The sequence below is a fragment of the Candidatus Chordibacter forsetii genome (assembly GCF_964187505.1).
GTDB classification, from domain to species: domain Bacteria; phylum Verrucomicrobiota; class Verrucomicrobiia; order Opitutales; family Seribacteraceae; genus Chordibacter; species Chordibacter forsetii.
In genome coordinates, this window is the sequence record NZ_CAXLML010000090.1 from 1 (window position 1) to 13,876 (window position 13,876).

The following is a 13,876-nucleotide window of genomic DNA, read 5'->3' on the forward strand; positions in this document are numbered from 1 at the left end:
TTCAAGGTGGAGTTAGTGGCGAGCGAACCCATGGTGAAAGATCCTGTCTTTATTGATTGGGATGATCAGGGAAGAATGTGGGTAGGTGAATTTCGCACTTATATGAAGGATCTTGATGGCACAGGGGAGAATGAAAGATCGAGTCGGGTGATGGTGTTGGAAGATACTGACGGAGATGGCCGCATGGATAAGTCCACTGCCTTTGTGGATGATATGATTAATGTACGAAGCGTTGCCTTTGTTGAAGGAGGAGTATTGGTCGTGGAGAGTGGTGCGATCTGGTTCTGTCAGGATGATGATGGTGATCTCCGCTGTGACCAGAAAACAAAACTTATGGATTTCGCCACTACGGCATATGACAATATCGAGCATGCCGAGAATGGCCTGAGCTACAGTTTGGATAATTGGATGTATAATTCGAAATCATCGCGCAAGCTTGCTTGGAGGGAGGGCAAGTTGGACGAGTCTCCTTCAGATCCAAGAGGACAATGGGGAATGGCCACGGATGCCTATGGTAGGTTATACCACAATAGTAACAGCGTTTGGTTTCAGGTGGATTGGGGGATGTATGATCGGGCATGGCCCGCCAATAAAAAAACAGTGGGCTCACCTACCAGGGAAGTGTTTGCGATTCGTCCGAACACTGCTCTAAACCGTAATTATAAGCCTGGTTCCTTGAGGGAGGACGGTAGAGTCGCTCGTGTTACCACCATAAGTGGGCTAGCGGTCCACAGTCACGGTGCATTTGGTGAAGAGTGGGAGGGAGCAATCTTTTCTATGTCCCCGGGAACCAACACGGTGGGAGCCTTTATCCCAATGAAACCTTTTCCACACAGCGAAGATTATCTGCACCAGACTTATGCAGATCCCATTTGGGGGAAACGAGAATTTCTTGCCAGTACTGATGAACGTTTTAGGCCAGTCAATGGAACTTTTGGTCCGGATGGTTGCCTTTATGTGGTGGATTTCCACCGAGGAGTTATCCAACACAAAAAATTTCTCACTTCCTACCTGCGTCGACAGTCTGAAGAGCGCGAATTAGACAAACACATAGGATATGGGAGGATCTATCGAATTGTTCCAGAGGATCAAAAACCTCAGCCCAGTCCTCAAAACTTGGTTGCTGGATTATCCCATCCTCATCTTTGGTGGCGTTTACGTTCCCAAAAGCGAATTGTGGAAGGTGACCGTCAAGACTTGGTTCCCACCATCAGGGAATTGGCTAGAAACAGACAGGCATCTCCATTTGCCCGTGTACACGCAATGTGGACTTTGGTTGGTCTTAGCGATTTGGATGCAAAAACCACCGAGCTGGCGATAAACGACTCTGATTGGTTTGTAGCCATGACTGGTTTACGCACCGCAGGAGATACAAAGGAGTACGGGGGGGTGTTTCCTCAGGTCAACCTAGCAGATGCTCAAAGAATATCGAAAAGCGGGGACTTTCCACATGCCCTCGTTGCATATGCCTTAAAAGTTGTTGAGTCTGGATACCCGAAGCGAATCGTTGCGAACTATGTGGATAAACCTGCGGAGTGGGTAAAGCGGGATAAGGAATTATATAGTTCTTACAAAAAAGGGCGCGAATTGTATGGCAATAGTTGTGGGGCTTGCCACCAAGCTCATGGCAAGGGTTTAGCTAACATGGCACCCACACTGGCAAAAAGCGACTGGGTTAATGGTTCTTTGTCACGTTTGATTGGAGTGGCTGTTCACGGTTTGTCTGGGCCCATCAAGGTAAATGGAAAACTCGCCGAAAATATACCTCCCATCATGCCACCCCATGGATATATGAAAGATGACCAGTTGGCTGATGTCTTAACTTATGTTAAAAATGCCTGGGGTAATCGGTCTGGTTTAGTGAGTGCTCAAGAAATTGCTAACTATCGCATAGGCACTGAACGTTTTTTGCCATGGACTGAAAAGGAACTTTCCGACCTCGAGTAAAAAAAACGCCGGAGCAAATGCTCCGGCGTTTGTGAGAAAAATTAGTTTTAAAATTATTTGACCGTCATGGTTCCACGCATCATCGCGAAGTGACCGGGGAAACTACAAAGATATTGATAAACACCAGGTTTAGGGGCAGTGAATGTAATTGTATCACTTTCGTCAGGTCCAAGAAGTTTAGTAGCGGCAAGTACATCTATTTTACTAGCTTCAGGAATGGGGTTGGTTGCACTTGCACCCATGCCCATGATTTTCTGACCAAATTTTAAAGCACTAATACCTTCCTTTAAGATTACAAGGTTATGACCCATAGCAATCTTAGGCATCTTTCCGATATTTTTGAATTCAAGGTCCACTTTTTCACCGGCCGAAACGGTGAATTCTTTAAGATCAAACTGCATGAAGTCGTTACCAGTAACGGTAATCTTTTGATCGGCGTGAAGAAAGGCTCCGGATAGGCCAAGAGCAATTAAAGCAGAGAGTAATTTCATTTATTTTATACTATCGGATCCGCACTTGTGCCCAAGGATAATTCTCTAATTAAATGCAAAAATGGTTTATGAATAACTTGAAGCTTTTAAACTATTTTTTCTTTTTGCGAGGAGCCATACGACCATCAGGCCCAAGCAGTGGAAGTTTTGCAGGCTCCTGCTCGAGGAGATCGGAGGTAGGAAGTTCCACGATTTCGGGATTGTCCGGACGGTTTAAATTTTCATTGAGCTTTTTGAGGGAGATTGGGTCGGAGGGCACGCCACCTTTGGGCACTTCCACGCGGGCGACCCAGGCAATCGTGTTTAGAATTAAAGTACGGTAATCATCAATTGCCCAGTTTCTGTGGTAGTGCCCACCGACAAACCCGGCCCCGCGGGCTCCCTCCTTGGGGTCTTTGCACCAGAGCAGTGCCTGAGGGGTTCCCAGTAATTCTTCCGCCTGCTGGTTCCAAAACTTGCTGCTGCCATAGCGTATTACATTTTGCTTGGTGGGAATGGCCGTGGCTAGGGGGTAGCAATGGTTGCAGGATTGATCGAATCTCAAGTTGTAGTAAAATTCATCGTAGGCTCGGATCGGCTTCGAAAGACCACGGGATACAGGATGACCCGCTTTGGGAGTCATCTCCGCGATCCAGCTTGGGTTGACGGAAAAGTCGTCGTCGTAAAATCCACCGATCCATTGGTTGTAGTATTTTTCGCCCACCTCTTTGGTCGGGTGCACCCCATAGTGCATGAACATAATTCCCATGCCCCCTTTGACTTTTTGTTGGAGGAAGGCGTACTTCTCACCAAACTCTCCGCCTCCATCGGCGTAGATGATGCAGGCATCTACTCCAATAAAGATAGATTCATCCTCTGGCCATCCATACCAATGAACCTTGGCCTCAATGGGCAGACCGCTCCTATTTAACGCATCGGCCAGAAGAATCGATCCAGCCTTGTATTCATGAAATCCATGCCTGTGCTTAGTGTTTCCAGCGATAAATAATACAGACTTCTTGGGGAGGTTCTCTTTATCCTTCGGAAGTGCATCCCGAATGGCCAAAGCTACAGCATTTGCCAACACCTTTGTGCCTTCTTTGGTGTAATGTACATCGTTGTCTGCTTTTTGATAAGATGATCGTTTCTGCCCGATAGTCGCAAATAAGTCGTTTAAAGTTACCCCGTTCTTTTCCATAACTTCTTTAGCCAATCGGTTAAAGGATTGAGCGGTTTCGATTGAAACCAAAATTTCAGAGGATTTTTCTTTTTTGAGGCAGGGTGGTGTGGTCAATCCGAAGATCAGGCGGGCTCCCGTCTTACGGAGTTTCTTTACAATTCTTTGCAGATTCTGGGCATAGGATTTGGGAGTGGCTTTTTCTTTTTGATGCCAACCATACCAGTCCCATAGACCAAAATTAAAGTGGATAACATCCCACTTCTTCGACCCCAACCATTTCTCAATTTCCTGATCTCCAAATGCTGACCATTTGCAGTTGGTAGTTGGACGGTGGACTTGGGCATCGCCCCTGAGAATGGTTCGAACAGCCGGTGTGTAAGCAATGGATATTGAATCCCCAATGATAAGAACCTGGGGGAGTTCAGGATTGTGTGCGGGATTGGCAAATGGGTGGACAAACGGATCCTGTTCTTTCTTCGCTCCAACCAGGGGCAGAACAGCAAAAAGTAAGCAGGTGAATTTTGTCACCAAGGAGAGACTGTGACGCTTCATGGTTTTTAGGCTCCATAAGAGGAGCGGTAGTCTTTTACTTCAGAACCTTGCGGGCCTTGAGGTTATTAAGTCGGTGAGTAATGTCGATGATTCCGTCGACTACGGTTCGGTCATAGGTTCGTCCATCGGTGGTATCAACCCCATGCCCTTTAACCAATTTGCGCAAGGGTTCGAGGGCAGCATCTTGATGATGAAAAAGCTCGATGAAAACATGTTCTAGTTTACCGGTAGATGCACATGCATTTAAGAGAGCGGCAATCCAACCGTCATCGGTTGAGAGGCAACCCCGGGTGGTTTTTGCAGATGCGTGGAAGATACCCAATGCATCGACTTTAGCCAGGTCTTTGATAACTGCCTCGTTCTCTGACATGGAAAGGTCGGAGTCTCCACAATGAGCTGCATCAATCATGACTTTGAAGAATTTTTTTCGTATCTTTTTGTTGATCGCTTTGACCACCTCAGCGGCTTTGGCTGCATTAGTAAAATTTTGAAACTCTCCACCGCGTAAGAATTCGAGATGCCATGCCTGCACTGGGCTTTTCTCCAACCCAGCTTCTTTGTAACAACGGGCATGAAGTTTGACTACCTGTTGAACCGCATTGGCATAGGCTTTACCCTTCAGGGGTTTGCCTGATAACCATTCCTCATAGGAGGTAGAGGAAACATGTTTAACCCGATATTTCTTAGCAACGGCCAATCCGGAACAAAGCATCTCTACCACTGCATCTTCATCCTTAGGGTTGATTGGATTTGCCCCGCCCACCATCATAATGAGATGTACTTCAAGTTTGAGGGCTTTCATTCCTTTGAATAAATCCTGTAGGTCTTTCGAGTCAGCACCAGGAAATAGGGGGACTTGTACACATTGGAGTTTAACCGGAGAAGATTTACAAATCGCCCGCATGCCTGAAACCACTTTGAGAATGCCAGACCGGGTGCGTGGAAGTTTGCCGTTGTCATCGGGCACAAGGGCTCCAACGAACTTTAAATGGGTGGGGACTACGCCAACGGCGACTTTGGATTTATTCACTACTGTCATGATAAGGTACTTTGGGGTTAGAAAAGAGTAGGCTGTTCAGAAGTTATAAAATCAGATTCATTGAAAATAATGCAACAGGGGCAAGGATAAAGCGGATCGGAAAAAGGAGTAGTTTCAATATTTATGAGGCACCTGCAGACTCCTCAGGAAGTTTGATTTGGGCGACCTGATAATTTGGGTCGTCCGGGAGTACGGTGATATCGACCATGCTTCCAGCCTTTCTCAAAAGCTCCTGGCAGTTTCGACTGATGTGTTGAACTTTTAGTTTCTTTCCTGCATTGAGGTAGCGTTCCCCTAATTTATGAAGGGCTTCAAGTCCAGAATGGTCCCAGACTCGGGAATCCTTCATGTCGACAATTACACAATCAGGATCGTCTGCGGGATTAAATCCGAGGTTGAAATCGGTGACCGAACCAAAGAACAGAGGGCCAGATAAATGATAAACTTTGGCCCCATCCGTAAGAGTTTCAGATTCGCGATGAATGTGATGAGCCGATTTCCAGGCAAACCCAAGTGCCGAAACGATCACCCCGCTAATTACGGCAAGGGCAAGGTTGTGGGTAACTACAGTTATTCCAGAAACTAAGATGAGAACGAAAGCATCGGTTTTAGGAATTTTTCTTAAAATGCGAAAACTCGACCATTCAAAAGTACCAATGACTACCATAAACATAACTCCGGTGAGGGCGGCCAAAGGAATTTTTTCGATGAGGGAACTGGCAAAAAGAATAAAGGCGAGTAGGAAAAGACCCGCCGATATGCCTGAAAGCCTTCCGCGTCCACCCGAGCGAATATTAATAATGCTCTGCCCAATCATGGCGCAACCGCCCATTCCGCCGAAGAAACCTGTGGCCACATTGGCAACTCCTTGCCCGAGGCATTCCCGGGTGCTGTTGCCCCGGGTCTCGGTGAGCTCGTCAATCAGGGTAAGAGTCATTAAGGATTCGATTAATCCAACGGCAGCGAGGATGAATGAAAAGGGTGCGATGAAAACCAGGGTGTCCCAATTGAGAGGAATGGAAAAGGAAACCAAGCTGGGTAATTCTCCTCCGATGGAAGCCATGTCACGAACAACGAGTGTGTCCAAGTCTAGACCAATCACCAGCAAACTCACCGCACCAATAGCTGCGAGGGAGGATGGGAACTGAGTCGTGATTTTTGGAAGTAAGAAAATAATTGCCATGGTTAGGGCGATCAATCCAATCATAAGTTGAAGATCGTTACCGACTAACCAAGAGGAACCAGGAGTGGTTGGGCTTTCAGTAAACATGGGGAACTGAGCTTCGAAAATCACGATGGCTAATCCATTGACAAATCCAAACATTACCGGCTGGGGAATAAGCCGGACAAACCTTCCAAGTTTTAAAACACCGCACCCAATTTGAATAACCCCCATGAGGATGACCGCGGCAAACAAGTATTGAGTGCCCATTTCAGAACCCAGTCCGAGAGCCTCTCCGCGTTCATTACCCAAGAGGACAAGAGATACCATGATTACAGCAAGGGCTCCAGTCGCTCCCGAGATCATGCCTGGTCTGCCACCCAGAACCGCAGTCAGTAGGCAGACCATAAAAGCGGCATATAATCCGATCAGTGGTGAAACCCCTGCAATTATGGCAAAGGCCACAGCTTCAGGGACCAAAGCAAGGGCAACGGTCAGACCGGATAGAAGATCGTCCTTGGCTTGGATACGATTCCCGAATTTTCGAAAGATTATTTGAAACACGATGATATGAACTTGAGGATTAAAAAAAAAGAACGGATAAAGAGGTTGTAAAAGCACCTGCATTGGACATCTCATGAAGATAACCGAGCCTAGAAGTTTTACATCCACCTACTGTACACGCTCAAAATGGCACAAAGAATTACCATAAACCAAACTGGCTTTTGCAACAAGGACATCTTACTGGCTGATTTCCTAAAAAGTTCGACTTCGTGCGGGATGCAACCAACTTGATTGGACAATTATGATCAAAAAAATAATTACCCATCCTGGAGGTGCACATAAAGACGAGTTTCTCGCCTGCTGTGTACTCCTGGCAAATGATTCAGTTTCCATCCTTCGTCAGGAAGCTACTGACCAGGACTTGAGCGATCCACAAGTTGTGGTTGTTGATGTCGGCCATCGCCATGAACCGCAGTTAAATAATTTTGATCATCATCAATTTCCTCGAGATGCCGAGCCCACCTGCTCGCTCTCCTTGGTTCTTAGTAAATTGGGCATTTATGAAGATGCCCGTTCCTTCTGCCCATGGCTAGAAGTTGCAGAGTGGTTTGATTGTCGGGGCCCTAACGATACCGCCGACTGGCTGGGGCTGGACAGGGAAGTTGTGGGGAAATTAAATTCTCCAATCGATATCACCATACTCCAGGGATTTGCCAAACAGATGGAGCATAATCCAGGTGAACCAATTTGGGAGGTTATGCAGATGATAGGCAAGGAACTGGTTGAATATATAACCGGATTACGGGGGCGAATTGACGAGGTCTCCAAGATCGAAGAGGTTTGGGACCTCAAGCATGGTGATGAGGAATTTAAGGTAATTTTTGCCCCGCGAACCGATCCATCGATCGAAGAAGTATCTGGGGCATTGGGTTGGCGGGTCAAAGAACTTGGGCTCGAGGATGAGGTTTATGTCATGGTCTATCCTGATGGACGTGGCCAAGGTTATGGAATGAAAAGATTCAATGACCGGGAGGAAGTCGATTTCTCAAGAATTGAAAAAGAATCGGATGTTCGATTTGCTCATGCCCGTGGATTTATTGCCAAGGTGGAAGCTGTTGGGTTTGATCGTTTGAAAGAATTAATCATGAAATCAATCGTGAAGAATAATTAAATTTCGAGCTATCATTTTGTTGAAGCCTGTGAGCTAGGTGATTTAAATATGGGCAATCTTGATCGAGACGGGAGGGAAGAGATAATCACCGGAAAAAGATATTTCGCACACAGTGGTAGGGATAAAGGTGCTAACGGTCCAATTGTACTCGTTCGTTATGTACATCGACTCTCTGGGGGTGGATCGGTCAAGTTCGACCGACAAATTATCCATGAGGGCAAGGCGGGAAGCGGTTTGCAGATCTGTTTAGCGGATTTGGATAAGAATGGTTGGCCGGATTTAGTGGTGTCTGGAAAAAGGGGATTCCATATGTTGTTCAACCAGGACAATCAAAAGAAACCCTAAGTTTAATCATTCGGAAGCATCCAGAACTACGAGTTTTTCCGCCTCGATTTCCCACTCGTATGTACGCTGTTCAAGCCTGCGTGCAATACTTGCTGCCTGGCTATTGAGTTCCTTGGCTTTTTCGGGATCATCGTAAATGCCTGCTCCCGAAAGTTGTTCATTGAGTGTAGCCTGTTCCTCTTCGAGCGAAATAATTTCGTTCTCTAATTTGCGGACATGATCCTGAAGCTTTCCGCGCTTGGCTTTCTTTGATTCTCTCTCGGCGGAGCGTAAGCGTCTTTTCTCCTTTGCACTCATAGATTTTTCGCCGCTCTTGATGGCTTTGCTTTGCTCGGGGCGGGAATCTTTTAAACCCTCAACAAGTCCAGACTGGGCACTGGCAGCACCTGATTTCCAAAGGTAATAATCATAGCCACCTGCATAATTAGTGATTTTGCCGGCTTCGATACGGATAGTTCGCTGGCCAAGTTTTCGTATGAAGTGCAAATCGTGGCTAACAAAAATCAAGGTACCCTCGTAATCCTTTAAGGCATGAACCACTGCATCTATACTGGCCATGTCCAAGTGGGTGGTGGGTTCGTCTAACAGGAGAAGGTTCGGAGGTGCGAGCAAGAGTTTAACCAAGGCAAGCCGGCTTTTTTCTCCTCCACTCAGTACCTTGACTGGTTTAAAGACATCATCCCCCCGGAAGAGAAAGGCTCCAAGAAGGGTGCGTGCATCCTGTTCAGATACCCCGCTTGCCAATTGCAATGCTTCATCGACCACAGTTCTGCTTAAGTCGAGAGTTTCGACCCGTTGTTGAGAAAAATAACCGGCAGATACATTATGTCCTAATTCCCTCTTTCCTGCCTCGATGGGCACAAGATCGGCCAGGATTTTTAGAAGGGTGGACTTACCAGCTCCATTTGGTCCGACTAAAGATATGCGCTCTTGTTTTTCTACTTCTAGGGACAAGTTGCTGTAGACTAAATGATCCCCGTAAGCTTGGCGTACATTAGATAGATTAACCACTCGTTGCCCGCTTCTTGGAGGCTGCGGAAATCTAAATGAGATTGTCGCTTCGTTATTCTCTGGCGGGTCGATCCGCTCCATCTTTTCCAAAAGTTTGATTCGAGCTTGGGCCTGGGAGGCTTTGGATGCTTTGGCACGAAACCGACGAATAAAATCTTCGTGGTGTGCAATTTCTCGTTGTTGGTTCTGATACTCTGCCAAATGTTGAGCCTGACGTTCTTTTTTGAGGTTTAAGTAGGTTTCATAATCCCCTTGGTAACGTTGAATCTTTCGGTTCCCAATTTCTAGAATTCCCGTACAAATGGCGTTGAGAAAAGAACGGTCGTGGGAGATGACAAGTAAAGAGCCGGAGAATTTTTGTAATTGTGACTGAAACCAGCCGAGAGTTTCCAAATCTAAGTGATTGGTTGGCTCGTCCAGCATGAGAAGGTCGGGTTCCATGACCAATAAACGGGCGAGGTGAGCCCGCATGATCCAGCCTCCACTGAGTGTTTTTGCCGGCTTATGAAAATCGTCCTGGTGAAAGGCGAGTCCAGCCAGGATTTTTTTGGCCCGGGCTTCCACTTTGTATCCGTCGAGTTCAGCAAACCGTTCGAGTGCATCTGCCCGTTGGGGGCTTTCCGGGTCCGGGAAATTACGAAGGTCAGCGAGGGAAGCAGCCATTTCATCGGAGGTGGCGGTGGCAAGTTCCAGCACCGACTCTTCACCAGCAGGTGCACTTTCTTGTGGGAGATAGCCAATACGAATGCCTCGTTCCCATTCAATGATGCCCTCATCTTCCTGGTTTTTTCCAAGAAGGATGGAAAATAGGGTGGTCTTGCCCGCTCCGTTTGGTCCGACCAATCCCATTCTTTCACCGCGGGCCAAACGCAAGGAAACTTCCCGAAATAGGACCTTGGGGCCGTAGCGTTTACTAATATTTGAAAGAATGAGCATGGGTTCGAAAAGGGGAACAGGTTTGCACCAATCCAAAATTTAGCAAAGGAATTTGACGATTTATAAAAAATTGAGGGTTTCAAAGCTTCAAAAGTTTTGCCGGCTGAGCCGGGATGATTAGGATGGATTTATGACCGTTAAACCTTCCGTGGAATCGCATGTGAAGCCCTCATCTACCTTTGACGGTAGAGTGTGGTGGTTGCGTGGGGTATGTTTAAGTGTGATGATCATTCTTGTGGTTGGTGGGATTACCCGTTTGACCGGGTCTGGGCTTTCCATGGTCGATTGGCGCCCGGTCTCTGGAATTTTGCCCCCTATCGGAGAGGCAGCATGGGCGATGGAGTTTGCCCAGTACAAAGAGTCTCCCCAGTACAAACTCGTCAACCAAGGGATGTCGCTTGGTGAGTTTCAGTATATCTTTTTTTGGGAATATTTACACCGCGTACTTGGCCGGGTCGTAGGGCTGGTCTGCCTGATTCCTTACCTATGGTTTCTGCTTCGTGGAAAGCTCGATCGTGGATTGAAGTTAAAGGGTGGCTTGCTTGTCCTCCTAGTCGGTGCTCAGGGTTTTATGGGTTGGTATATGGTCAAGAGCGGATTGGTGAAAGACCCAGAGGTCAGTCATTTTCGGTTGGCGGCCCATCTTAGCCTCGCCTTCGCTATTTTTGGATTGGCATGGTGGGCTTCTCTTCGATTATCTCAACGAGCCGAAACGGGTAGAGTCACCCCTCCTCCATGCTACCGAAATTGGGCTGTTGTATTACTTGCTGTTTTGTGCCTGCAAATTATCTACGGTGCTTTTACTTCAGGGATGAAAGCCGGGTATGGATTTAATACTTATCCCCTAATGGGGGGTGAACTAATGCCACAAGCTCTCTTTTCAGCAACTCCGTATTGGACGAATTTTGTTTCAGACAAATTTACTGTGCAATTCATTCATCGCTGGCTTGGTACCTGCCTCGCTTTGGGCACTCTTTTCTTTTGTTGGTATACCAAAAAGTCGGAAAAGATTAATCTCTACGTGTCCAAATGGACCAAGCGCTTGTCTGGATTGGTCGTAATTCAATTCCTTCTAGGAGTTTGTACACTTTTGTGGATTAAAGACTATCCGGTGATCCTTCCGTCCATCCACCAATTCATGGCTTTGCTCCTTTTTGCTTCCTTGCTCGCATTGATACATCAATATGGCGAGACAAGGATTAAGGAATGAAAAGTATTTTAGCCCTTGGAGATATGCTTTGGGATTTATTCCCAAGCGGAGAAATATTCGGCGGTGCAGCGGCTAATTTTTCCTGTCATTCTGCTCGTCTAGGGGCAAAGGTTTATACGGTTAGCGGAATTGGCAGTGATGATCGTGGTAAGCGAGCTCTCAAAGAATTAAAAAATCATGGAGTCTGTACAGATCTTGTTCAGCTTATTCCTGATGTGGAGACTGGTTATGTTTCAGTAGATTTCGATTCATTTGGGCAACCCAAATTTAGCATAGGTCCAAATGCAGCCTGGGAAAATTGGAAGTGGAATCAAGAGATCGAAAGAAAAGTAAGCCATGCAGATGCTTTATACTTTGATACACTTGGGCAGCGTGGTGAATATGCCCGTTCGGGCATCCTCAAGGCTCTCGAAATTGCCAACCGGGAAGGACTATTGCGTGTGCTGGATATCAATTTGCGCCCACCCTTTTACGATTCAGTTTTGATCGAAAATTCCCTCAATTCCTGCGACTTACTAAAAGTGAGCGAAGGGCGGTCTTCTTATTGAGGGTGCGGATAACTTAAGGAAAAAGTATGGGATTTCTATGGTTGCCCTGACCCGGGGTGAGCGGGGGGCGGTCTTCTTATCTGATCAAGTAACAATCAATCAGGAAGGATTTCCCGTTGAGGTCGTTGATACGGTAGGGGCGGGAGATTCTTTTATCGCCTCCCTTACAGTTGATTTGCTCAATGAGTTACCATTAGAATCCTCCTTGCGAAGAGCATGCAAATATTCATCTCAAGCGTGTACCCATACTGGGGCAATTTCAGAATTTAAAGAGTAAGAAGATTAGCGGGGTGGGTCAGTTTACCAATTGTCTGTTCGAAAAGGTGAGGCAGGTAGACCTTCCTTGTTGTAGAGGTTGGCGTCCGCTGGGTTCATGGTAAAAGCGTATCTTGCCGCTGTTGGACTGATTACTTCCTTTGAACTTAGCACAACTTTGTCTCCCACAATTTGAGCGTATGCCCAGTGCCATTTCTTATCAGCACCGGCGATGGAAAAGTGCTTGAGCGTTCCATCTTTAATTTGCTGAGTTGGGTCAAGTCCGACCTTTTTTCCGACCATCAAGCCCTTGCCCGTATTTTTGAAAGATAGTTGAATTTGATTCCCCTTGATTTCATATCCAGAGTAAAGTGGGCCTGAAGCAACAAGCTCTTTTTTGTCGTAAGTCTGATGAAGTGCCCACTGGGCAAGACGCCAGCCTACATCCTGTTTGTTTTTTGGGTGAATGTCGTTTGGGTTGTGGGCATCGGCAAGGTCGATGATTACTGCCATGCCGGTATGTTTGAGATCAAGGGCCTGAGTCTGTGCTTCGCGTAATTTAGCCCATCCGTCCCCACCACCAGGAGTTTTACCAGGTTGTTTCCAGTTACAGAGTTGTACCCAGTAAAAGCCAAGGTTTGGATTTTGGAAAGCTTTTCTCCAGCCTTTTACAAGAGCGTGTTTCTTTTGGTAGTATGTAGTTCCTTCTTTTCCATTGGATTCACCCTGGTACCAAATGGCTCCTCTCATGGCGTAGGGCGTGAGGGGATGAACCATTGAGTTGTAAATGGCAGAGGGTGTACCTCCTTTAACTTTCGTGTCCTTTGTATAAGCAGCAACACTTTTGGCCTGATCGGAAAGTTCAGGGACTGATTTAAATCCATCAAGAGTGGTCCAAGGTTCGATGCGGGTGCCTCCCCAGTTCGATCCGATAAGACCAATGGGGACATTCAATTCCTTGAGCAATCGACGTCCGAAATAATATCCAGTTGCACTGAAAGATGAAATAGAAGCAGGTGTACAGACCTTCCAGTTTCCATTTCCTTTTGATTGGGGAAGCGGGTGGACGGTGTGGCCGGGGACATCAAAGAGCCGGATGTTGGGATGCTTTGCATTGGCGATTTCTTCTTGCGGGTTTGCACATCTACTTACCTGCCATTCCATATTTGATTGACCTGAGCATATCCAGACTTCTCCGACCAAAATATTTTGCAACTTGATTTCGTTGCTACCTTTAATGGAAAGAACGGCTGGCTTGAAGTTGGCAGATAGTTTGTCGAGTTTAACCATCCATTTGCCTTGAGTATTCGCCTTCGTTTCTTTGGTCTGCCCGGCAAAGGAAACTGATACTATTTCATTTGGCTCGGCCCATCCCCAGATTGGTACAGGGAGATCTCGTTGGAGAACCATGTCGTTGCCAATAACATTGGGTAGAGTGACAGCACTCCATGTTGAAGTAACTAACAGTAAGGAGAGTACAATAAGGCAGCTTTTTTTCATGAGATTGATGGTTATCGGGACGAAAGATTTCTGGCAAAGCAGAATT

The 13,876-nt window shown here is 46.6% G+C and carries 12 protein-coding genes; 6 read left to right on the forward strand and 6 right to left on the reverse strand.

Annotated features, from left to right (window positions below; all coding sequences use genetic code 11):
- Positions 1 to 1,947: DUF7133 domain-containing protein (locus ACKPQ4_RS04225; RefSeq protein ID WP_407679960.1), on the forward strand; the 1,947-nt coding region annotated here is incomplete at its 5' end.
- A gap of 53 nt (positions 1,948 to 2,000) precedes the next feature.
- On the opposite strand, the gene ACKPQ4_RS04230 is transcribed toward ACKPQ4_RS04225, so the two are convergent.
- From ACKPQ4_RS04230 to ACKPQ4_RS04245, 4 genes are all read right to left on the reverse strand, one after another.
- Positions 2,001 to 2,438, reverse strand: coding sequence for a plastocyanin/azurin family copper-binding protein (locus tag ACKPQ4_RS04230; RefSeq protein ID WP_407679961.1), 438 nt, complete (start codon positions 2,436 to 2,438; stop codon positions 2,001 to 2,003).
- 91 nt (positions 2,439 to 2,529) lie between these two features.
- Positions 2,530 to 4,149 (reverse strand): ThuA domain-containing protein, encoded by a 1,620-nt coding sequence (locus tag ACKPQ4_RS04235; protein ID WP_407679962.1) that lies wholly within the window; start codon positions 4,147 to 4,149, stop codon positions 2,530 to 2,532.
- Positions 4,150 to 4,183: 34 nt separating this feature from the next.
- Positions 4,184 to 5,188, reverse strand: a complete 1,005-nt coding sequence (locus tag ACKPQ4_RS04240) for a hypothetical protein (RefSeq protein ID WP_407679963.1) — start codon at positions 5,186 to 5,188, stop codon at positions 4,184 to 4,186.
- A gap of 121 nt (positions 5,189 to 5,309) precedes the next feature.
- Positions 5,310 to 6,914, reverse strand: a complete 1,605-nt coding sequence (locus ACKPQ4_RS04245; RefSeq protein ID WP_407679964.1) for a SulP family inorganic anion transporter — start codon at positions 6,912 to 6,914, stop codon at positions 5,310 to 5,312.
- A 241-nt stretch (positions 6,915 to 7,155) separates the two neighbouring features.
- Here ACKPQ4_RS04245 and ACKPQ4_RS04250 point away from each other — a divergent pair, with 241 nt between their 5' ends.
- Together ACKPQ4_RS04250 and ACKPQ4_RS04255 are read left to right on the forward strand one after the other, a co-directional pair.
- A complete protein-coding gene (locus tag ACKPQ4_RS04250) occupies positions 7,156 to 8,025 on the forward strand; it encodes an MYG1 family protein (RefSeq protein WP_407679965.1) in 870 nt (289 codons plus the stop codon).
- Positions 8,026 to 8,073: 48 nt separating this feature from the next.
- Positions 8,074 to 8,370, forward strand: coding sequence for an FG-GAP repeat domain-containing protein (locus ACKPQ4_RS04255; RefSeq protein WP_407679966.1), 297 nt, complete (start codon positions 8,074 to 8,076; stop codon positions 8,368 to 8,370).
- A 6-nt stretch (positions 8,371 to 8,376) separates the two neighbouring features.
- Here ACKPQ4_RS04255 and abc-f read toward each other — a convergent pair whose 3' ends face one another.
- On the reverse strand, positions 8,377 to 10,317 hold the full coding sequence (gene abc-f / locus ACKPQ4_RS04260) for a ribosomal protection-like ABC-F family protein (RefSeq protein ID WP_407679967.1): 1,941 nt from the start codon (positions 10,315 to 10,317) through the stop codon (positions 8,377 to 8,379).
- A 130-nt stretch (positions 10,318 to 10,447) separates the two neighbouring features.
- Here abc-f and ACKPQ4_RS04265 point away from each other — a divergent pair, with 130 nt between their 5' ends.
- From ACKPQ4_RS04265 to ACKPQ4_RS04275, 3 genes are read left to right on the forward strand one after another with little or no spacing between them, the layout of a single operon-like run.
- On the forward strand, positions 10,448 to 11,527 hold the full coding sequence (locus ACKPQ4_RS04265) for a COX15/CtaA family protein (protein WP_407679968.1): 1,080 nt from the start codon (positions 10,448 to 10,450) through the stop codon (positions 11,525 to 11,527).
- On the forward strand, positions 11,524 to 12,075 hold the full coding sequence (locus ACKPQ4_RS04270; protein ID WP_407679969.1) for a PfkB family carbohydrate kinase: 552 nt from the start codon (positions 11,524 to 11,526) through the stop codon (positions 12,073 to 12,075). The genes ACKPQ4_RS04265 and ACKPQ4_RS04270 overlap by 4 nt, the downstream gene beginning before the upstream one ends.
- Before the next feature lie 31 nt (positions 12,076 to 12,106).
- Positions 12,107 to 12,352 carry a carbohydrate kinase family protein gene (locus ACKPQ4_RS04275; protein ID WP_407679971.1) on the forward strand — a complete coding sequence of 82 codons (246 nt, stop codon included), beginning with the start codon at positions 12,107 to 12,109 and terminating at the stop codon, positions 12,350 to 12,352.
- A gap of 23 nt (positions 12,353 to 12,375) precedes the next feature.
- On the opposite strand, the gene ACKPQ4_RS04280 is transcribed toward ACKPQ4_RS04275, so the two are convergent.
- Positions 12,376 to 13,876, reverse strand: a 1,501-nt coding sequence (locus tag ACKPQ4_RS04280; RefSeq protein WP_407679970.1) for a sialate O-acetylesterase, incomplete at its 5' end; no start/stop codon positions are given.